Source organism: Streptomyces sp. NPDC055632 (genome assembly GCF_053618675.1).
This window is the reverse complement of the sequence record NZ_JBSHHY010000016.1, coordinates 104844-123786: the sequence shown is the minus strand read 5'-3', so window position 1 is coordinate 123786 and position 18943 is coordinate 104844. Positions and strand designations below refer to the sequence as shown.

Genomic DNA, 18943 nt, shown 5'->3' with positions numbered 1-18943 from the left:
TCCCCAGCCCCCCTCCTGTGGTGTTTTTTTTAGTGTGTTTTCTTCGTGTTGGGGGTGGGGGTGTGTTTTCCTGGGGGGGGGCGTCGCCCCCCCGCCCCCCCCCCCCCACTCATGGGATCGTTCCCGTTCCGCCGGCCCTCAGCCGAAGACCGCGAGGCTCTTCGCCTTGCCCCGCTGGTCCTCGACCAGCGCGAGCAGCTTCCCCTCCGGCCCGAAGACCGCGACGGGGCCCTTCGGGTACTCCGGCATCTCCAGGCGGACGCCGTTGAGCAGCAGCCGGGCGCGCTTCTCGTCGACGTCCCAGCGGGGGAACGCCGCCGCGGCCGCGTCCGCGACCGGCATGACCGTCAGCTCCTCCTGGAGCCGCTCCAGGGTCCTGGCCGAGTCCAGCTTGTACGGGCCGACCCGGGTGCGGCGCAGCGCGGTCAGGTGGCCGCCCACGCCGAGCCCGGCGCCCAGGTCGCGGGCGAGGGCGCGGATGTACGTGCCGGAGGAGCAGACCACCGAGACGACCAGGTCGACCACGGGGGTGCCGTCCTCGGCGACCGCCTCGCGGACGTCGTACACCCGGAAGGAGGAGACGGTGACCGGGCGGGCCGGGATCTCGAACTCCTCGCCGCCGCGCACGCGCGCGTACGAGCGCTTGCCGTCGATCTTGATCGCGGAGACCTTCGACGGCACCTGCATGATGGCGCCGGTCAGCTCCGCCACACCGGCGTCGATCTGCTCGCGGGTGACCTTCGAAGCGTCGACCGACGCCGTGATCTCGCCCTCGGCGTCGTCGGTGATCGTGGTCTGGCCCAGGCGGACGGTGCCCAGGTACTCCTTCTCGGTCAGCGCGAGGTGACCGAGGAGCTTGGTCGCCCGCTCCACGCCGAGGACGAGGACGCCCGTGGCCATGGGGTCGAGCGTTCCGGCGTGGCCGACGCGGCGGGTCTTCGCGATCCCGCGCATCTTGGCCACGACGTCGTGCGAAGTGAAGCCCGACGGCTTGTCGACGATGACAAGGCCGTCGGGCGTGGGGGTCTTGTCGCTCATTCGGCGGTGTCGTCCTCGCCCGGCTTCTTGTACGGGTCGGCTTCGCCCGCGAAGGAGGCGCCCGAGGAGGCCTCCCGCACCTGGGCGTCGGAGGCGCGCGCCTTGTCGAGGAGGTCCTCGATGGTGCGGGCGTTCTCCGGGAGGGCGTCGGCCACGAAGGTCAGCGTCGGGGTGAACTTGGTCCCCGCCGCCCGGCCCACGGCCGAGCGGAGGATGCCCTTGGCGCTCTCCAGGCCGGCCGCGGCGCTCGCGCGCTCCTCGTCGTCGCCGTAGACCGTGTAGAAGACCGTGGCCTCCCGCAGGTCACCGGTGACGCGGGTGTCCGTGATGGTCACGTGCGTACCCAGGCGGGGGTCCTTGATGCCGCGCTGCAGCTTCTCGGCGACCACCTCCCGGATGAGGTCCGCCAGCTTCTTCGCCCGCGCGTTGTCGGCCACTGGTCCTTCTCCTTCTTCGCCTTGCTCGATCAGTCTTCATCAGTGTGGAGCCTGCGGCGCACCGACAGCAGCTCCACCTCCGGCCGGGCGGCGACGAGCCGCTCGCACCGGTCCAGCACGTCGCTGAGGTGTCCCGGGTCCCCCGTCACCATCGCGACGCCGATCTCGGCCCGCCGGTGGAGGTCCTGGCCGCCGACCTCCGCCGCGCTCACCGCGAACTTGCGCTGGAGTTCGGCGACGATCGGCCTGACGACGGAGCGCTTCTCCTTCAGCGAGCGCACGTCGCCGAGGAGCAGATCGAAGGACAGTGTCCCCACGTACATGTGTGTCCGGATGTCCCGCCGGTTCGGGGTCAGTGGCCCCGCCCACCAGAGGGCGGGTACACCAGGAACCGTACACGCAACGGCCGGGGCCGATCGACGGAATAAGTTCCGCCGACCGGCCCCTGCTCACTGCTGCGATCGGACGCGATCAGGCGCGCGGCTTCTCGCGCATCTCGTACGTCGCGATGACGTCGTCGATCTTGATGTCGTTGAAGTTTCCGAGGTTGATACCACCCTCGAAGCCTTCGCGGATCTCGGTGACGTCGTCCTTGAAGCGGCGCAGACCGTGGATCGTGAGGTCCTCGGCGATGACCTTGCCGTCGCGGACGAGGCGCGCCTTGGTGTTGCGCTTGACCTCGCCCGAACGGATGAGGACACCGGCGATGTTGCCCAGCTTGGACGAGCGGAAGACCTCGCGGATCTCCGCCGTGCCGAGCTCGACCTCTTCGTACTCCGGCTTGAGGAGGCCCTTGAGCGCCGCCTCGATCTCCTCGATCGCCTGGTAGATGACCGAGTAGTACCGGACGTCGACGCCCTCGCGCTCCGCCATCTGCGCGGCACGGCCGGCCGCACGGACGTTGTAGCCGATGACGATGGCGTCGGAGCCCATGGCCAGGTCGATGTCCGACTCCGTGACCGCACCCACACCGCGGTGCAGGACGCGGATGTCGACCTCTTCGCCGACGTCGAGCTGGAGCAGCGAGGCCTCCAGGGCCTCGACCGCACCGGACGCGTCGCCCTTGATGATGAGGTTGAGTTCCTGGACGAGACCGGCCTTGAGCACCTTGTCGAGGTCCTCGAGGGACACCCGGCGGACGCGCTTGGCGAAGGCGGCGTTGCGCTCGCGCGCAGCGCGCTTCTCGGCGATCTGACGCGCCGTACGGTCCTCGTCGACGACCAGGAGGTTGTCGCCGGCACCCGGCACGTTGGTGAGACCGAGCACCAGGACGGGAGTCGACGGGGTCGCCTCCTCGACGTTGTTGCCCTTGTCGTCGAGCATCGCCCGGACGCGGCCGTACGCGTCGCCGACCACCACGGTGTCGCCGATGCGCAGCGTTCCGCGCTGGACCAGGACGGTCGAGACCGCACCGCGGCCGCGGTCGAGGTGGGACTCGATCGCGATGCCCTGCGCGTCCTGGTTCGGGTTGGCCCGCAGGTCGAGCGAGGCGTCGGCGGTGAGGACGACGGCCTCGAGCAGGGAGTCGATGTGCAGACCCTGCTTGGCGGAGATGTCGACGAACATCGTGTCGCCGCCGTACTCCTCGGCCACCAGACCGAACTCGGTCAGCTGGCCGCGGACCTTGGTCGGGTCGGCACCCTCGACGTCGATCTTGTTGACCGCGACGACGATCGGGACGCCGGCGGCCTTGGCGTGGTTGAGCGCCTCGATCGTCTGCGGCATGACGCCGTCGTTGGCCGCGACCACGAGGATCGCGATGTCGGTCGACTTCGCACCACGGGCACGCATGGCGGTGAACGCCTCGTGACCCGGGGTGTCGATGAAGGTGATCCGACGCTCTTCGCCGTTGACCTCGGTGCCCACCTGGTAGGCACCGATGTGCTGGGTGATGCCACCGGCCTCGCCCGCGACGACGTTCGTCTTGCGGATCGCGTCGAGCAGTCGGGTCTTTCCGTGGTCGACGTGACCCATGACGGTGACGACCGGCGGACGGGAGACCAGGGCCTCTTCGCCGCCCTCGTCCTCGCCGAACTCGATGTCGAAGGACTCGAGGAGCTCGCGGTCCTCCTCCTCGGGGCTGACGATCTGAACGGTGTAGTTCATCTCGTCGCCGAGCATCTGCAGCGTGTCGTCGGAGACCGACTGCGTGGCCGTGACCATCTCGCCGAGGTTCATCATCACCGCGACGAGCGACGCCGGGTTGGCGCCGATCTTCTCGGCGAAGTCGGTGAGGGAGGCACCGCGCGACAGGCGAATGACCTCGCCGCCACCGCGGGGAAGCATCACGCCGCCCACGGACGGGGCCTGCATGGCCTCGTACTCCTGGCGCCTCTGACGCTTCGACTTGCGACCGCGACGCGCGGGACCGCCGGGACGGCCGAAGGCGCCCTGCGTGCCACCACGGCCACCCGGGCCACCGGGACGGCCGCCGAAGCCGCCGGGACGACCGCCGAAGCCGCCGCCGCCACCGCCGGGACCACCCGGACGACCGCCGCCGCCACCGGGACCACCGGGACGGCCGGTGAAGCCGCCGCCGCCACCGCCGGGACCGGCCGGACGACCGGCGAAGCCGGGACGACCGCCGCCGCCACCACCGGGACCGCCCGGACGACCGCCGGGGCCACCGGGACCACGGCCGCCGGGGCCGGGACGCGGGCCGGCAGCGGGACGCTGCGGCATCATGCCCGGGTTCGGACGGTTGCCGCCGGGCGCGCCGCCCGGACGGGGAGCCTGCGGACGGGGCATGCCGCCCGGAGTCGGACGGGCACCGCCCTGACCCTGCGGACGCGGGGCGCCGCCGGGGCCGCCCTGCGGACGCGGAGCGCCCGGAGCGGCACCGGGGCCGCCGGGACGCGGGGCACCGCCACCGGGACGGGGCGCCTGCGGGCGCGCCATGCCGGTGGAGCCGCCCGAGGTGAACGGGTTGTTGCCCGGACGGGGACCGGCCGGACGGGCACCGCCCGGACGGGGGGCCTGCTGGCCGCCGGGGCGCGGCGCGCCCTGGCCCTGCGGGCGGGGCGCCTGCTGGCCCGGACGGGCGGCCGGGCGGGGGCCCGGGGTCGCGCCGGCGGGACGCTGCTGACCGGCGGCGGGGGCCGCCGGAGGCGCGGTGAACTCCGGGGTGGTCGGAGCCGGGGAGGCCGGCGCCGGCTTCGGCGCGGCCGCGGGCTTCGGACCCGGGGTGGGACGCGGGCCGGGAGCGGCCGGCGTCGAGGGCTTCTCCGCAGCCGCGGGCTTGGGCGCCGGGGTGGGCGCGCCAGGCTTCGGGGCGGCGGGACGTACGGCCTGCGCCGGGGACGGCGCGGGGGAGGCCTGCGCCGGCTTCGGCGCGGCGGGGGTGGGCGTCGCCTTGCGGGGCGCGCCGGGCTTGGCAGCGGTCTTGCCGGCGTTGCCGCCGGGACCCTGCAAAGCGTCAGTCAACTTGCGCACGACCGGCGCCTCGATCGTCGAGGACGCCGAACGGACGAATTCACCGAGTTCTTGGAGCTTGGCCATGACGACCTTGCTCTCCACGCCGAACTCCTTGGCGAGTTCGTATACCCGGACCTTAGCCACTTCGCTCCTTTGAGGTCCGGTTACCGCCGGACCGTCGCTACTTCATGGGCGTACTCATCGCGTACTCATCGAGTGCTCATCGCAATCTCGACCTACTTCCAACTCGCGAGGTACCTGACCGCACGGTGTTCCGTGCCGTACTTCTTCACTGCTGTGCCGATCGCTCGACGTGACGGCGGAGTGCCGCGGTGTCGAGCGGGCCCTGGACCCTGAAGGCCCTCGGGAACGCTCGGCGGCGGACCGCCAGATCGAGACAGACCACGGCGGGGTGCAGGTACGCACCCCGGCCGGGCAGCGTACCGCGATGATCCGGAACGCACTCGTCCTTGTTCACCACGATCCGCAGCAGATCGCTCTTGGCCGCTCGCTCCCGGCATCCCACACAGGTTCGCTCAGGGCACACGCGGGCGTGCGTCCGGCCAGACACGATTAAGTCTACCTCCCCGTACCGACCCCGCCCGTTTGGGGCAAGAATCGAACAGTCGTTGGCCAAAAACGGTCTCAGGCCCGCTCGTCCTGGTCCGCCTGCTCGGTGTCCGGACGGATGTCGATCCGCCAGCCGGTGAGGCGGGCGGCCAGGCGGGCGTTCTGGCCCTCCTTGCCGATCGCCAGGGACAGCTGGTAGTCCGGCACCGTCACCCGGGCCGAACGGGCGGCCAGGTCGACGATCTCGACCTTGGAGACCCGGGCCGGGGAGAGCGCGTTCGCCACCATCTCGGCCGGGTCGTCCGACCAGTCGACGATGTCGATCTTCTCGCCGAGCAGCTCCGCCATCACGTTGCGGACGCGGCTGCCCATCGGGCCGATGCAGGCGCCCTTGGGGTTCAGGCCCGAACGGGTGGCGCGGACGGCGATCTTGGTGCGGTGGCCGGCCTCGCGGGCGATGGCCGAGATCTCGACCGAGCCGTCGGCGATCTCCGGCACCTCCAGGGCGAAGAGCTTCTTCACCAGGTTGGGGTGGGTGCGCGAAAGGGTGACGGAGGGGCCGCGGACGCCCTTGGCGACCCGGACGACGTACGTCCGCAGGCGCAGGCCGTGGGTGTAGTCCTCGCCCGGCACCTGCTCCTGGACCGGAAGGATGGCCTCCAGCTTGTCGTCCAGCCTGACCAGGACGTTCTTCGGGTCCTTGCCCTGCTGGACCACACCGGCGACGACGTCGCCCTCGCGGCGCGCGTACTCGCCGAAGGTCACGTCGTTCTCGGCGTCCCGCAGCCGCTGCTGGATGACCTGGCGGGCGGTGCTCGCCGCGATCCGGCCGAAGTCCGAGGGGGTGTCGTCGAAGTCCTTGGGCTCCTGGCCCTCCTCCAGGTCGGAGGGGTCCTCCTTGGCCCACACGGTGACGTGACCGGTGTGCCGGTCCAGCTCCACGCGCGCGTGGCGGCGGGCGTCGGGGGTGCGGTGGTACGCGATGAGGAGGGCCGACTCGATCGCCTCGACCAGCAGGTCGAAGGAGATCTCCTTCTCATGCGCCAAGCCCTTGAGAAGCTTCACGTCGATGTCCACGGCTACGCCTCCTCTTCCTTCTTGTCCTTGCGGTTGAACTCGATCTCGACACGCGCCTTGGAGATGTCGGCGAACCCGATCCGGCGGGCGGTGGGCTTGCGCCCCTTCACGCCCGGGACTTCGAGGTCGAGGCCGTCCTCGTCCACGGCGAGGATCCGGGCGACCAGCTCCCCCGCCTCGGCGAGCTGGAGGCGCACGAGGCGGCCGGTGGCGCGCACGTAGTGGCGGTGCTCGGTGAGGGGGCGGTCGGCGCCGGGGGAACTGACTTCGAGGACGTACTCGCCCTCGCCCATCGCGTCGGTCTCGTCCAGCTTCTCGGAGATCGCGCGGCTCAGCTCGGCACAGGCGTCCAGCTCCACGCCCTCGTCCGAGTCGACGACGATCCGCAGCAGTCCGCGGCGGCCCGCCCGGGACACCTCGATCTCTTCCAGATCCAGGTCCTTCGCGCGGACGAGCGGCTCGACGAGTCCGCGCAGCCTGTCGCTCTGGGTGGTGCTCATCCGGGTGACTCCTCGGCCGCGTGTGCTGTTGTGTGTCGTCGCGTGTCAGACCAAAGGGTATCCGGTCCGGGAGGGTGTTGCCGTCCATCGCCCAGGGCCCGCGGGTACGCTCGCCTGCGGTGATCCGAACGATCTTCCGGTACCGACGGGGATCTTCGACTGCGGCCGAGGGAGAAGGCGTGACGACGACGGGCAGACGCGCGCTCCTCGCGGCGGGGGCCGCCGCGGGGGCGACGGCCCTGGTGGGCTGCACCTCCTCCGGCGGGGAGGGGCCCCGGCGGCCGGGCGCCGCCGAGCGGGAGGCCGAGCGGGTGGCGCGCGCCGAGGCGGCGCTGCGGGCGCGCTCGGTGACGGCCGCGCGCGGACTGCTCGAACGCTACGACGCGGTGCTCGCCGCGCACCCCGCCCTGGCGCCCCGGCTCGCCCCGCTGCGGCGCTCGGTGACGGCGCACGTGAAGGCGCTCGGCGAGGGCGGTACGGGCCCGGTGGAGCCCGCCGCGGCCCCCCCGGCGCCCTCCGCCTCCCCGTCCGTGCGCCCCACGGCGGCTTCCCCCGCGCCCGTACCCGTGGCGGCCGACCCCGGGACGGCCCTCAAGGAGCTGGCGGCGGCCGAGCGGACCGCGTCGGAGGGACACGCGGACGCGCTGCTCGCCGCCCCGCCCGAGTACGCCCGGCTGCTCGCCTCGGTGGCGGCCTCGGGCGCCGTCCACGCCTACCTGCTGACCGAAGGAGCCCGGCCGTGAGCGCCCTCGACGCCACCCAGGCCGCCCTGGCCGCCGAGCACGCGGCCGTGTACGGGTACGGGGTCGTCGGCGGCCGGATCGGCGCGGAGCGCCGGGCGGAGGCCGCGGCCGCGTACGAGGCGCACCGGGCCCGGCGGGAGGTGCTGCGCCGGGCGGTGCGGGACCTCGGCGGCGCGCCGGTGGTGGCGGCCGCCGCGTACGAGCTGCCGTTCCGGGTGGCGGATCCGGCGGGCGCGGTGCGGCTCGCCGCCGTCCTGGAGGACCGGGTGGCCGGCGTCTACTCCGACCTGGTCCGGGCCACCGAGGGCCCGGCCCGGCGCGAGGCGGCCGCCGCGCTGAGGGAGGCGGCGGTACGCGCCGTGCGCTGGCGCGGCGGCGACGTAACCTTTCCTGGGCTCGCCGAGCGGGCCTGAGCCCCGCCCCGACCGAATGGAACAGCGCACGCATGTCTTTCGAACCGCCGCAGCGACTCGTCCGGGCGCTCGGTGAGACGTACGGGGAGACCCTCGCGGCCGAGTGGCTCGGGCGGCTTCCGGAGCAGGCGCGGACCGCGCTCGACCGGGACTCCCTGGACGCCGAGCGGGTGATGGCCCCCGGCGGGCGGAGCAGCCTGGTGGTGCTCGTCCGGCGGCCCGACGGCTCCCCCGCCGCGCTCAAGGTGGCGCCGCCGTTCGCCCGGCCCGACCGGGAGCGGGAGGCGCTCGCCCACTGGAACGGCTGGGGCGCGGTGCGGCCGCTCGAAGGGGCCGGTGGGGCCCCGGAGGACGGTCTCCTCCTCGAACGGCTCCACCCCGAGGTGTCCCTGCGCTCCCTGCCGGAGGCGAAGGCGCTCCTGGAGGCGGCCGGGGCCGTGCGGAAGCTGTGGGTCGAGCCCCCGGCGGACCACGGCTTCGAGTCGGTGGCCGGGCGGACGGCCCGGCAGGCGGAGGCGATGGAGCCGTACCGCTCCGACGCGGTGACGGGCGAGCTGACGGCGGCGGCGCTCGCGGCGCGCGAGGAGCTGGTGGCCGGGGAGGCCGAGACGGTGCTCCTGCACGGCAACTTCCGGCAGGGCAAGGTCCTGGCCGGCGACCGGGCGCCCTGGCTGGCCGTGGGGCCCGAGCCGCTGGTCGGCGAGCGCGCCTACGACCTGGCCCGGCTGGTGCGGGACCGGGTGGAGGACCTGGTGGCGGCCTCGGCGGGCGCCTCGGCGGCCCGGCGGCGGGTGAACAAGCTGGCGGACTCGCTCGACGTGGACCGGGAGCGGCTGCGGGGCTGGACCCTGTTCCGCGCGGTGGAGTCGGGGACGCGGGCGCTGACGGCGGGGCGGCGGCAGGACGCGGAGCTGCTCCTGGAGTTCGCGGGCTGGCTGTAGTCCCTGGGTGACCGCAGCCCGCGGATCGGCTCGCGTTCACGGACGGACTAAGGGGGAATACCCCTTTTGTACCGTTCGCCGGGCGGCCGGGCACGGCGTCCGGCCCGACTCCAGGGGGCCGTGATGATCGAAGAGCTGCTGATGGCGGTGGCCGGCGCGGGCGCCGCGGCGGCGGTGTACGCGGGCGCGGCGGCGCGGGTGGTCAAGCAGTACGAGCGCGGGGTCGTCTTCCGCTTCGGCCGGCTGCGCGGCCGGGTGCGCTCCCCCGGCTTCACGATGATCGTCCCCGTGGTCGACCGGCTGCACAAGGTGAACATGCAGATCGTCACGATGCCGGTGCCCGCGCAGGAGGGCATCACCCGGGACAACGTGACGGTCCGGGTGGACGCGGTCGTGTACTTCAAGGTGGTCGACCCGGCGGACGCGCTCGTGCGGGTGGAGGACTACCGGTTCGCGGTCTCGCAGATGGCGCAGACCTCGCTGCGGTCGATCATCGGCAAGAGCGACCTCGACGACCTGCTGTCCAACCGGGAGAAGCTCAACCAGGGCCTGGAGCTGATGCTCGACAGCCCGGCGATGGGCTGGGGCGTGGCCATCGACCGGGTCGAGATCAAGGACGTGTCGCTGCCGGAGACCATGAAGCGGTCGATGGCCCGGCAGGCGGAGGCGGACCGGGAGCGGCGGGCCCGGGTGATCAACGCGGACGCGGAGCTCCAGGCGTCGAAGAAGCTGTCCGAGGCGGCGGCGGTGATGTCCGACCAGCCGGCGGCGCTCCAGCTGCGGCTGCTGCAGACGGTGGTGGCGGTGGCCGCCGAGAAGAACTCCACGCTGGTGCTGCCGTTCCCGGTGGAGCTGCTCCGCTTCCTGGAGCGCGCGACCCCGGACCACAGGCCGCACGGCGCGGCGCACCGGGCCCCGGAGGTGGGGATACCGCCCCTGCTCGGCGACGCGTACCTCAGGAGCCGGGCGGCGGCGGAGGACGCCATCGAGGACCTGACGGGCACGTCGGTGGAGCCCGCACCCGCGCCCGCGCCGCCCCGGGAGGACTGACACGGCGACGGCCCCCGCCCCGTACGCGTGGGGCGGGGGCCGTCGCGCACGGCCGGTGATCAGGCGGTCAGGCGGGCGATCGCCTCGTCGACCGTCAGCTCCTCGCGCTCGCCCGTGCGGCGGTCCTTCAGCTCCACGACGCCCTCGCCGGAGCGGCGGCCCGCGACGAGGATCTTCGGAACGCCGATCAGCTCCGCGTCGGTGAACTTGACGCCCGGGGAGACGCCCGCGCGGTCGTCGACCAGGACGCGCAGGCCCGCGGCGGACAGCTTGTCGGAGACCTCCAGGGCCAGCTCGGTCTGGAGGGCCTTGCCGGCGGCGACCACGTGGACGTCGGCCGGGGCGACCTCGGCGGGCCAGCACAGGCCCTTGTCGTCGGCGGTCTGCTCGGCGAGCGCGGCCACGGCGCGCGAGACGCCGATGCCGTACGAGCCCATGGTCACGCGGACCGGCTTGCCGTTCTGGCCGAGGACGTCGAGCTTGAGGGCGTCGGCGTACTTGCGGCCGAGCTGGAAGATGTGGCCGATCTCGATGGCGCGGTCCAGCTTGAGGCCGGTGCCGCACTTCGGGCAGGGGTCGCCCTCCTCGACGACGACCACGTCGACGTACTCGGTGACCTCGAAGTCGCGCCCGGCGACCACGTTCTTCGTGTGGGTGTGCTCCTTGTTGGCGCCCGTGATCCAGGCCGTGCCCGGGGCCACGCGGGGGTCGGCGACGTACGTGACCTTGTCGAGGCCCTGCGGGCCGACGTAGCCGCGCACGAGGTCGGGGCGGGCGGCGAAGTCGGTCTCGGTGACCATCTCGACGGTGGCGGGCGCGAAGTGCGCCTCGACCTTGCCGAGGTCGACCTCGCGGTCGCCGGGGACGCCCACGGCGACGATCTCGCCGTCGACCTTCACCAGGAGGTTCTTCAGGGTGGCGGAGGCCGGCACGCCGAGGGAGGCCGCGAGGGTCTCGATGGTCGGGGTGTCCGGGGTGGGGATCTCCTCGGCGGCGGGCACGGCGGAGCCGTCCACGGCCTTGAGCGCGAAGGAGACCGCCTCGGTGTTGGCGGCGAAGTCGCAGTTCGGGCAGTCGGCGAAGGTGTCCTCGCCGGCCTCGGCCGGGGCGAGGAACTCCTCGGACTTCGAGCCGCCCATCGCGCCCGCCGTGGCGGCGCAGATGCGGTAGTCGAGGCCGAGGCGCTCGAAGACCCGCTGGTAGGCCTGGCGGTGCAGGGCGTAGGAGTGGGCGAGGCCCTCGTCCTCGGTGTCGAAGGAGTACGAGTCCTTCATCAGGAACTCGCGGCCGCGCAGGATGCCGGCGCGGGGGCGGGCCTCGTCGCGGAACTTGTTCTGGATCTGGTAGAGGATGACCGGCAGGTCCTTGTAGGAGGACGCCTGGTCCTTCACCAGGAGGGTGAAGATCTCCTCGTGGGTCGGGCCGAGGAGGTAGTCGCCGCCCTTGCGGTCCTGGAGGCGGAACAGCTCGGCGCCGTACTCGTCCCAGCGGCCGGTCGCGTCGTAGGGCTCGCGGGGCAGCAGGGCCGGCAGGGAGACCTCCTGCGCGCCGATGGCGTCCATCTCCTCGCGGACGATGCGCTCGACGTTGGAGAGGACCTTCTTGCCGAGGGGCAGCCAGCTCCAGATGCCGGCGGCGGTGCGGCGCACGTACCCCGCGCGGACGAGGAGCTTGTGGCTGAGGACCTCGGCGTCCGCCGGGTCGTCGCGCAGCGTCTTCGCCATCAACTTCGACATGCGCTGGACCGGTGCGTTGGCCATGGTTCTCGTACTCCTGCCGGACTGGGGGTCCCCCTGCTCGAACGGAGCCGAGGACTCGGGGGAGAAGTGATGGGCCCGAGGTTAGCCGGGCGGCCCCGGGGACGAGAAATCAGTTCCGGCGGGGCAGCGGCAGCGGAGCGCCCATCACGGCGTACGGGCGGGGGGCGCTCGGGAAGTGCACCCGGCGGGCGAGGTCCCGGTAGCCGAGGGACCGGTAGAGGCAGCGGGCGGGGCTCTCGGTGTCGATCGCGGAGAGGATCGAGCGCGGCTCGTCGGCCGTGTCGGTGATGGTGGTGAGCAGCGCGCGGCCCGCGCCCCGGCCCTGGAAGTCGGGGTGGACGTGGAGTTCGGTGATGGTGAAGGAGTCGTCGAGCCAGTCGGCGGTGCCGGTGGCGCGCAGGTACGCCTCGACGACGGTGGACCACCAGTGGGTGCGGTCGTTGGGCATCCCGTACACGAAGCCGACGAGCCGTCCGCCGGGGGTGGTGGCCCCGTAGGCGCGGGCGCCGGGGCTGAGCAGGTGGCGCAGCACGATGTGGCGGCGCACGGCGACCTCTTCGGCGTCCAGGCCGAAGGCGACCGCCTGCACGGCGAGGGCCTCGTCCACCCGGGCGGCGAGGTCGACCGGTCCGATCACGATCTCCGCGTCATCCATGCGGCGCACCCTACAAGCGGGCGCCCTCCCCGGGACAGCGCCGCCCGGAGCGGCGGGCTCAGAAGAGCACGCTCATGAAGGCCCCGGTCTCCCGGAAGCCGACGCGGCGGTACGCGGCCCTGGCGGGGGTGTTGTAGTCGTTGACGTACAGGCTGACCACGGGGGCGACGTCGGCCAGGGCGTACCGCAGGACGGCGGCCATGCCGGTCTCGGAGAGGCCCTTGCCGCGGTGCTCGGGGGCGACCCAGACGCCCTGGATCTGGCAGGCCTGGCGGGTGGCGGCGCCGATCTCGGCCTTGAAGACGACCTTGCCGTCCTCGATGCGGGCGAAGGAGCGGCCCGCGCCGACGAGTTCGGCGACCCGGGCCTGGTAGAGGAGTCCGCCGTCGTTGGCGAGCGGGGAGACGCCGACCTCCTCGGTGAACATGGCCACGCAGGCGGGCATGATCGTCTCCATCTCGTCCTTGCGGACGCGGCGCACCAGCGGGTCGGGCACGACCGTGGCGGAGGGCTCCTCGGCGACCATCAGGGGCTGGTTGGCCCGGACGTCCCTGGCGGGGCCCCAGCTGGGCTCCAGGAGCCGCCACAGTTCGGTGGTGGCCTCGGCGGGGCCGACGATGGAGGAGCAGCGGCGGCCGGTCCTGCGGGCCCGGTCGGCGAAGGCGCGGACGGCCTGGGGGGTGGCGCAGATCGGGACCAGGTTGGCGCCGGAGTAGCAGAGCGAGCGCAGCCGTCCCTCGGTGTACCAGCCCCACATCTCGCCGCCGAGGCGCCAGGGGTCGAGTCCGGCGAGCTGGACGCGGGCGGTCACGAACGCGTTCTCGACGGGGGCGCTCTCCAGGACGGCGAGTGCGGCGCCGAGGTCGGCGGGTTCGAGGACCCGAGTGGTGGTCTCTGTCAACACGAGGGGGCCTCACCGTGCGGTTCCGCTGATTCCCCGCACTTTACCCGGAGGGCCCCGGGGCACGCCTCCGGCGGCGGGAAGCCCCGCCTCCCGGAGCGGGGGCGGGGCTTCTCAGGGGTTCCGCGGAGGAGATGTGCGCGTCAGCCGGCGACGGCGACCGACGGCTCGCCGCTGGCGACGCCGTCCTTCTCCATCTGCTCGGCGATCTTCAGCGCCTCCTCGATGAGGGTCTCGACGATCTTCGACTCGGGCACGGTCTTGATGACCTCGCCCTTGACGAAGATCTGGCCCTTGCCGTTGCCGGAGGCGACGCCGAGGTCGGCCTCGCGGGCCTCGCCGGGGCCGTTGACGACGCAGCCCATGACGGCGACGCGCAGCGGGACGGTCATGCCGTCGAGACCGGCGGTGACCTCCTCGGCCAGCTTGTAGACGTCGACCTGGGCGCGGCCGCAGGACGGGCAGGAGACGATCTCCAGGCGCCGCTGGCGCAGGTTCAGCGACTCCAGGATCTGGATGCCGACCTTGATCTCCTCGGCCGGCGGCGCGGAGAGCGAGACGCGGATGGTGTCGCCGATGCCCTGGGAGAGCAGCGCGCCGAAGGCGACGGCGGACTTGATGGTGCCCTGGAAGGCGGGGCCCGCCTCGGTGACGCCGAGGTGCAGCGGGTAGTCGCACTGGGCGGCGAGCTGGCGGTAGGCCTCGACCATGACGACCGGGTCGTTGTGCTTGACCGAGATCTTGATGTCGCGGAAGTCGTGCTCCTCGAAGAGGGACGCCTCCCAGAGGGCGGACTCGACGAGCGCCTCGGGGGTGGCCTTGCCGTACTTCTTGAGGAGCCGCGCGTCGAGGGAGCCGGCGTTGACGCCGATCCGGATCGGGGTGCCCGCGTCGTTGGCGGCCCGGGCGATCTCCTTGACCTTGTCGTCGAACTGCTTGATGTTGCCCGGGTTGACGCGGACGGCCGCGCAGCCCGCGTCGATCGCGGCGAAGACGTACTTCGGCTGGAAGTGGATGTCGGCGATGACCGGGATCTGGGACTTCCGGGCGATCGTCGCGAGGGCGTCGGCGTCGTCCTGGGTCGGACAGGCCACGCGCACGATCTGGCAGCCGGAGGCCGTCAGCTCGGCGATCTGCTGGAGCGTGGCACCGATGTCGGAGGTACGGGTGGTGGTCATCGACTGCACCGAGACGGGTGCGTCACCGCCGACGGCCACGGTGCCGACCTGGATCTGACGGCTCTTGCGCCGCTCGGCGAGCCGGGTCGGGACGGTAGGGATACCGAGAGAAATCGCGGTCATCTGTTGTGCAACCTCAAGGTCGTGCGTCGGCGGGCTCAGGTCTCCGAGGTTACCGCCCCGGCGGCGGAGGGCCGGACACCACCGGGTCCGGCCCTCCTGGGGTTCACGTCAGCTTCACCGGGTTGACGATGTCGGCGGCGAGGACGAGCAGGGTGAAGCAGACGAAGACGCCGGCCACCACGTACGCGGCGGGCATCAGCCTGGCCACGTCGAACGGGCCGGGATCGGGGCGCTTGAAGATCCGGGCCGTGTGGCGGCGGACGGACTCCCACAGGGCGCCCGCGATGTGGCCGCCGTCGAGCGGCAGCAGCGGGAGCATGTTGAACAGGAACAGCGAGACGTTGAACATCACCAGGAGGTTCATGAACCACACGAGGATCCGCTCCGGCGGGGCGTCCAGGTTCATGAGCTCGCCGGTGAGGCGGGCGGCGCCGACGACGCCGACGGGCGAGTCGTCCGCGCGCTCGCCGTCGCCGAAGGTGGCGTCCCAGAGGCCGGGGATCTTGCTCGGGAGGGCGACGACCGAGTGGACGCCGGTCTCCAGGAGGTCGGTCATCCGGTCGGCGCTCTCGCCGAAGGTGAGGGGCGCGACCTCGGTCTTGGAGGCGAAGCCGAGGTAACCGGCGGGGCCGTAGGTGACGGGCGTGACGATCTTGCCGTCCTCGTCCTTCTTCGGCACCTGGTTGGTGACGAGGGTGGGACGGAGGTCGATCCGCTGTCCGGCCCGCTCGACGGTGACCGTGGCGGGGCCGATGGTGTCGCGGATGCGGTCGGAGAGGGTGTCCCAGTCGCTCACCGGCGTGCCGTTGAAGGCGACGATCCGGTCGCCCTCCTTCAGGCCGGCCGCGAACGCCGGGGAGACGGGGTCGCCCGCCGCGCACGTGTCGCGCTTCTCGCTCTGCGCGATGACGCACTTCTGGACGCCGGCGACCTTGGTCGTCTGGCCCTCGATGCCGAGCGTCATCATCGAGCCGAAGAAGAGCGCCGCCGCCAGGACCAGGTTCATGAACGGTCCGGCGAACATCACGATGACGCGCTTCCACGGCTTGCGCGTGTAGAACAGCCGGGTCTCGTCGCCCTCCTTCAGCTCCTCGTACGAGGCCTCGCGGGCGTCCTCGATCATGGAGCGCCACGGAGAGGTGGACCGGGCCTCGATCCGTCCGTCGTCGCCCGGCGGGAACATGCCGATCATGCGGATGTAGCCGCCGGCCGGGATGGCCTTGATGCCGTACTCGGTCTCGCCGCGCTTCCTCGACCAGATCGTGGGGCCGAAGCCGACCATGTACTGCGGGACGCGGATGCCGAAGAGCTTGGCCGTGGAGAGGTGGCCGAGCTCGTGCCAGGCGATGGAGACGAGCAGGCCGAGGGCGAACAGCACGATGCCCAGGGTGTACAGGAGCACTTCGGTCATGCGCGGGCCTCCGCTGTTGCCTTCGCTGCGAGCTCTCGGGCCCGGGCCCGTGCCCAGGTCTCCGCTTCGAGGACGTCCGGCACGGTGAGGGAGGTTCCCGCGACGGGGACGCCGTGCTCCGCCACGACCGCCGTGACGGTGTCCATGATGCCGTTGAACGGCAGCCGGCCGGCCAGGAACGCCTCGACGCACTCCTCGTTGGCGGCGTTGAAGACGGCGGGGGCGGTGCCGCCGAGGCCGCCGACGTGCCGGGCCAGGCCGACGGACGGGAAGGCCTCGGTGTCCAGCGGGAAGAACTCCCAGGTGGAGGCCTTGCTCCAGTCGAAGGCGGGGGCCGCGTCCGGGACCCGCTCGGGCCAGCCGATGCCGATGGCGATCGGGCCGCGCATGTCGGGCGGGGTGGCCTGGGCGAGCGTGGAGCCGTCGGTGAACTCGACCATCGAGTGGACGTACGACTGCGGGTGGACGACGACCTCGATGCGGTCGAAGGGGATGTCGTAGAGCAGGTGGGCCTCGATGACCTCCAGGCCCTTGTTCACCAGGGTCGCGCTGTTCACCGTGATCACCGGGCCCATGGCCCAGGTGGGGTGGGCGAGCGCGTCCTCGCGGGTGACGTGGGCGAGCTGCTCCCTCGTACGGCCGCGGAAGGGGCCACCGGAGGCGGTGACGACCAGCTTGCGGACGTCGGCGCGGGTGCCGGCGGCGAGCGCCTGGAAGAGGGCCGCGTGCTCGGAGTCGACCGGGATGATCTGGCCCGGCTCGGCGAGCGCCTTCACCAGCGGGCCGCCGACGATCAGCGACTCCTTGTTGGCGAGGGCGAGGGTGCGGCCCGCTTCGAGGGCGGCGAGGGTGGGCGCGAGGCCGATGGAGCCGGTGATGCCGTTGAGGACGGTGTGGCACGGGGAGGCGGCCAGCTGCGTGGCGGCGTCCGGCCCCGCCAGGAGTTCCGGCAGGGGCTCGGAGCCGTACAGCGCCTTCAGGGCCTCGCGCAGTTCGGGCAGCGCCTCCTCGCGGGCGACCGCGACCGCGGCGACCCCCAGCCGGTGCGCCTGCTCGGCGAGCAGCCCGACCCGGCCGCCGGAGGCGGCCAGGGCGGTGACCCGGAAGCGGTCGGGGTTGCGCAGCACCAGATCGATGGCCTGGGTGCCGATGGACCCGGTCGAGCCGAGGACGACGATGTCCCGGCGTCCTTCGGACGCGTCGAAGGCGACGTGCGGGTCGGCGAGGGGTGAGGGGCGGTCGGTCATGCCCCCCATTCTCGCCGCAAACGCGGCGCGGTCTTCACGGGGTGCGGACGAACGCGTCGAAGACCCGGTGGAAGTCGGGGAACGTCTTCTTCACGCAGCCGGGGTCGTCGAAGGTGACGCCGGGGGTGCGCAGGGCGGTGACCGCGAAGGACATGACGATCCGGTGGTCCCCGTGGGTGGCGATCTCGACGGGTCCGGCGGGCGTGCCGGGGTGGATCTCGATCCAGTCGGGGCCGGTGCGGACGGTGATCCCGAGGCGGCGCAGGTTCTCGGCGCAGGCGTCGAGCCGGTCGCACTCCTTGACCCGGGTGTTGGCGACGTCCTCGATGCGGACCGGGCCGTCGGCGAACGGCGCGAGGGCGGCGAGGGTCGGCATGGTGTCCGAGATGTCCCGCATGTTGACGGTGAGTCCGCGCAGGGTGCCGGTGGAGCGGACGGTGGTGGCGTCCTCGGTGACCTCGACGTCGGCGCCCATGCGGCGCAGGACGTCGACGAAGGCGAGGTCGCCCTGGAGGGCGCCGGTGCCGAGGCCGGGGACGGTGACGGAGCGGCCGGGCAGGAGCGCGGCGGCGGCGAAGAAGTAGCTGGCGGTGGAGGCGTCGGGCTCGATGCCGTACGTCCTCGCCCGGTAGCCGGTGGGGGCGACGCGGTAGGTGCGCCCCTCCTGCCGCACCTCGGCGCCGAAGCTCCGCATCATGGCGAGCGTGATCTCGACGTACGGCTCCGAGACGAGGTCGGTGACGGTGATGTCGAGGCCCTCGGTGGTGAGCGGGCCGAGCATGAGCAGGGCGGTGAGGTACTGGGAGGACTGCCCGGCGTCCAGGGTGAGCGCGCCGCCCTTGACGCCGTGGGCGTGGACGTCGAGCGGGTGGTGGCCCTCCTTCCCGCCGTGCCGCAGGTCGACGCCGAGGGCGCGCAGGGCGGTGGTGAGCGGGCCGAGGGGGCGCCGCCTCATCTGCTCGGAGGCGTCGAAGCGGTACGTGCCGTGGCCGGCGGCGGCGAGGGTGGGCAGGAAGCGGGCGGTGGTGGCGCCGTCGCGGCAGTAGACGTCGGCGGTCTCGGCGCCGGGTCCGGCGGGCCGGCCCTCGACGTGCCAGGCGCCGGGCTCGCGGCGGACGGTGTAGCCGAGGGCGGCGAGCCCTTCGGCGAAGCCCTCGGTGTCGTCGGAGACGAGGGGCCGCAGGAGGGTGGTGGTGCCCTCGGCGGCCGCGGCGAGGAAGAGGGCGCGGGCGGTGACGGACTTGGAACCGGGAATCTCTATGACGGTCACGGGCACCATCCTGCCGTCTCGCCCGGCGGGGCGGACCCGCGTTCCGCATGACGGAACGGGCCCGGCGGGCGGGAGGAGGGCAGAAGCAAAGGCGGCCCGGCTCCCCGCACAGTGGAGCCGGACCGCCCGGTCCGGGTGGGGCGCGCGCCCCGGGGCCGTACGGCCCGGAGGTCGTACGAGCCCGATTCCGTACGCCCCTGAGGTCGTACGGCTCC

General features: G+C 72.8%; 18 protein-coding genes. 4 read left to right on the top strand and 14 right to left on the bottom strand.

From position 1 onward, the window contains the following. Positions 1 to 138 precede the first annotated feature (138 nt). The 7 genes from truB to rimP form a co-directional block, all read right to left on the bottom strand. Positions 139 to 1038: a tRNA pseudouridine(55) synthase TruB gene (truB, locus tag ACWGSR_RS21535; protein ID WP_366372281.1), complete on the bottom strand. Its 900-nt coding sequence runs from the start codon at positions 1036 to 1038 to the stop codon at positions 139 to 141. After that, positions 1035 to 1475 carry a 30S ribosome-binding factor RbfA gene (rbfA, locus tag ACWGSR_RS21530; protein WP_062751943.1) on the bottom strand — a complete coding sequence of 147 codons (441 nt, stop codon included), beginning with the start codon at positions 1473 to 1475 and terminating at the stop codon, positions 1035 to 1037. The genes truB and rbfA overlap by 4 nt, the downstream gene beginning before the upstream one ends. Positions 1476 to 1504: 29 nt before the next feature. Then, a complete protein-coding gene (locus ACWGSR_RS21525) occupies positions 1505 to 1798 on the bottom strand; it encodes a DUF503 domain-containing protein (RefSeq protein WP_030217805.1) in 294 nt (97 codons plus the stop codon). A 148-nt stretch (positions 1799 to 1946) separates the two neighbouring features. Next, positions 1947 to 5033, bottom strand: coding sequence for a translation initiation factor IF-2 (gene infB / locus ACWGSR_RS21520; protein WP_453568215.1), 3087 nt, complete (start codon positions 5031 to 5033; stop codon positions 1947 to 1949). Positions 5034 to 5178: 145 nt separating this feature from the next. Then, complete coding sequence (locus ACWGSR_RS21515; RefSeq protein ID WP_366372279.1) at positions 5179 to 5460, bottom strand: YlxR family protein; 282 nt, start codon at positions 5458 to 5460, stop codon at positions 5179 to 5181. A gap of 74 nt (positions 5461 to 5534) precedes the next feature. Further along, positions 5535 to 6536, bottom strand: a complete 1002-nt coding sequence (nusA, locus tag ACWGSR_RS21510; RefSeq protein WP_366372278.1) for a transcription termination factor NusA — start codon at positions 6534 to 6536, stop codon at positions 5535 to 5537. A 2-nt stretch (positions 6537 to 6538) separates the two neighbouring features. Then, a complete protein-coding gene (rimP, locus tag ACWGSR_RS21505; RefSeq protein WP_376233512.1) occupies positions 6539 to 7036 on the bottom strand; it encodes a ribosome maturation factor RimP in 498 nt (165 codons plus the stop codon). Between the two features lie 179 nt (positions 7037 to 7215). Here rimP and ACWGSR_RS21500 point away from each other — a divergent pair, with 179 nt between their 5' ends. The 4 genes from ACWGSR_RS21500 (at position 7216) to ACWGSR_RS21485 (ending at position 10183) form a co-directional block, all read left to right on the top strand. After that, the gene (locus ACWGSR_RS21500) at positions 7216 to 7779 is read left to right on the top strand and encodes a hypothetical protein (RefSeq protein WP_376233509.1); all 564 of its coding nucleotides are present in this window, start codon (positions 7216 to 7218) and stop codon (positions 7777 to 7779) included. Continuing rightward, a complete protein-coding gene (locus ACWGSR_RS21495; protein ID WP_453568212.1) occupies positions 7776 to 8192 on the top strand; it encodes a DUF4439 domain-containing protein in 417 nt (138 codons plus the stop codon). Before ACWGSR_RS21500 ends, ACWGSR_RS21495 begins: the two co-directional genes overlap by 4 nt. 32 nt (positions 8193 to 8224) lie before the next feature. Beyond that, the gene (locus tag ACWGSR_RS21490) at positions 8225 to 9133 is read left to right on the top strand and encodes an aminoglycoside phosphotransferase family protein (protein WP_376233503.1); all 909 of its coding nucleotides are present in this window, start codon (positions 8225 to 8227) and stop codon (positions 9131 to 9133) included. 123 nt (positions 9134 to 9256) lie between these two features. Beyond that, complete coding sequence (locus ACWGSR_RS21485; protein ID WP_376233500.1) at positions 9257 to 10183, top strand: slipin family protein; 927 nt, start codon at positions 9257 to 9259, stop codon at positions 10181 to 10183. 59 nt (positions 10184 to 10242) lie between these two features. On the opposite strand, the gene ACWGSR_RS21480 is transcribed toward ACWGSR_RS21485, so the two are convergent. From ACWGSR_RS21480 to aroA, 7 genes are all read right to left on the bottom strand, one after another. Continuing rightward, positions 10243 to 11943, bottom strand: a complete 1701-nt coding sequence (locus ACWGSR_RS21480) for a proline--tRNA ligase (RefSeq protein WP_453568209.1) — start codon at positions 11941 to 11943, stop codon at positions 10243 to 10245. 109 nt (positions 11944 to 12052) lie between these two features. Continuing rightward, a complete protein-coding gene (locus ACWGSR_RS21475; protein WP_376233494.1) occupies positions 12053 to 12598 on the bottom strand; it encodes a GNAT family N-acetyltransferase in 546 nt (181 codons plus the stop codon). A gap of 58 nt (positions 12599 to 12656) precedes the next feature. Then, complete coding sequence (locus ACWGSR_RS21470) at positions 12657 to 13502, bottom strand: GNAT family N-acetyltransferase (protein WP_376233492.1); 846 nt, start codon at positions 13500 to 13502, stop codon at positions 12657 to 12659. Between the two features lie 140 nt (positions 13503 to 13642). Continuing rightward, on the bottom strand, positions 13643 to 14800 hold the full coding sequence (ispG, locus tag ACWGSR_RS21465; RefSeq protein ID WP_030217821.1) for a flavodoxin-dependent (E)-4-hydroxy-3-methylbut-2-enyl-diphosphate synthase: 1158 nt from the start codon (positions 14798 to 14800) through the stop codon (positions 13643 to 13645). 103 nt (positions 14801 to 14903) lie between these two features. Continuing rightward, positions 14904 to 16211, bottom strand: a complete 1308-nt coding sequence (locus ACWGSR_RS21460) for a M50 family metallopeptidase (protein ID WP_376233490.1) — start codon at positions 16209 to 16211, stop codon at positions 14904 to 14906. Next, on the bottom strand, positions 16208 to 17458 hold the full coding sequence (dxr, locus tag ACWGSR_RS21455) for a 1-deoxy-D-xylulose-5-phosphate reductoisomerase (RefSeq protein WP_453568206.1): 1251 nt from the start codon (positions 17456 to 17458) through the stop codon (positions 16208 to 16210). Before dxr ends, ACWGSR_RS21460 begins: the two co-directional genes overlap by 4 nt. A 34-nt stretch (positions 17459 to 17492) precedes the next feature. Continuing rightward, positions 17493 to 18728: a 3-phosphoshikimate 1-carboxyvinyltransferase gene (gene aroA / locus ACWGSR_RS21450; protein ID WP_453568204.1), complete on the bottom strand. Its 1236-nt coding sequence runs from the start codon at positions 18726 to 18728 to the stop codon at positions 17493 to 17495. Positions 18729 to 18943: the final 215 nt, after the last annotated feature.

What these genes read in the sequence shown, in the direction of transcription:
- ACWGSR_RS21475 (WP_376233494.1), bottom strand. Translation starts at nt 12,598, where the DNA reads ATGGATGACGCGGAGATCGTGATCGGACCGGTCGACCTCGCCGCCCGG.
- ispG (WP_030217821.1), bottom strand. Translation starts at nt 14,800, where the DNA reads ATGACCGCGATTTCTCTCGGTATCCCTACCGTCCCGACCCGGCTCGCC.
- ACWGSR_RS21485 (WP_376233500.1), top strand. Translation starts at nt 9,257, where the DNA reads ATGATCGAAGAGCTGCTGATGGCGGTGGCCGGCGCGGGCGCCGCGGCG.
- ACWGSR_RS21480 (WP_453568209.1), bottom strand. Translation starts at nt 11,943, where the DNA reads ATGGCCAACGCACCGGTCCAGCGCATGTCGAAGTTGATGGCGAAGACG.
- truB (WP_366372281.1), bottom strand. Translation starts at nt 1,038, where the DNA reads ATGAGCGACAAGACCCCCACGCCCGACGGCCTTGTCATCGTCGACAAG.
- ACWGSR_RS21490 (WP_376233503.1), top strand. Translation starts at nt 8,225, where the DNA reads ATGTCTTTCGAACCGCCGCAGCGACTCGTCCGGGCGCTCGGTGAGACG.
- ACWGSR_RS21460 (WP_376233490.1), bottom strand. Translation starts at nt 16,211, where the DNA reads ATGACCGAAGTGCTCCTGTACACCCTGGGCATCGTGCTGTTCGCCCTC.
- rimP (WP_376233512.1), bottom strand. Translation starts at nt 7,036, where the DNA reads ATGAGCACCACCCAGAGCGACAGGCTGCGCGGACTCGTCGAGCCGCTC.
- ACWGSR_RS21525 (WP_030217805.1), bottom strand. Translation starts at nt 1,798, where the DNA reads ATGTACGTGGGGACACTGTCCTTCGATCTGCTCCTCGGCGACGTGCGC.
- dxr (WP_453568206.1), bottom strand. Translation starts at nt 17,458, where the DNA reads ATGACCGACCGCCCCTCACCCCTCGCCGACCCGCACGTCGCCTTCGAC.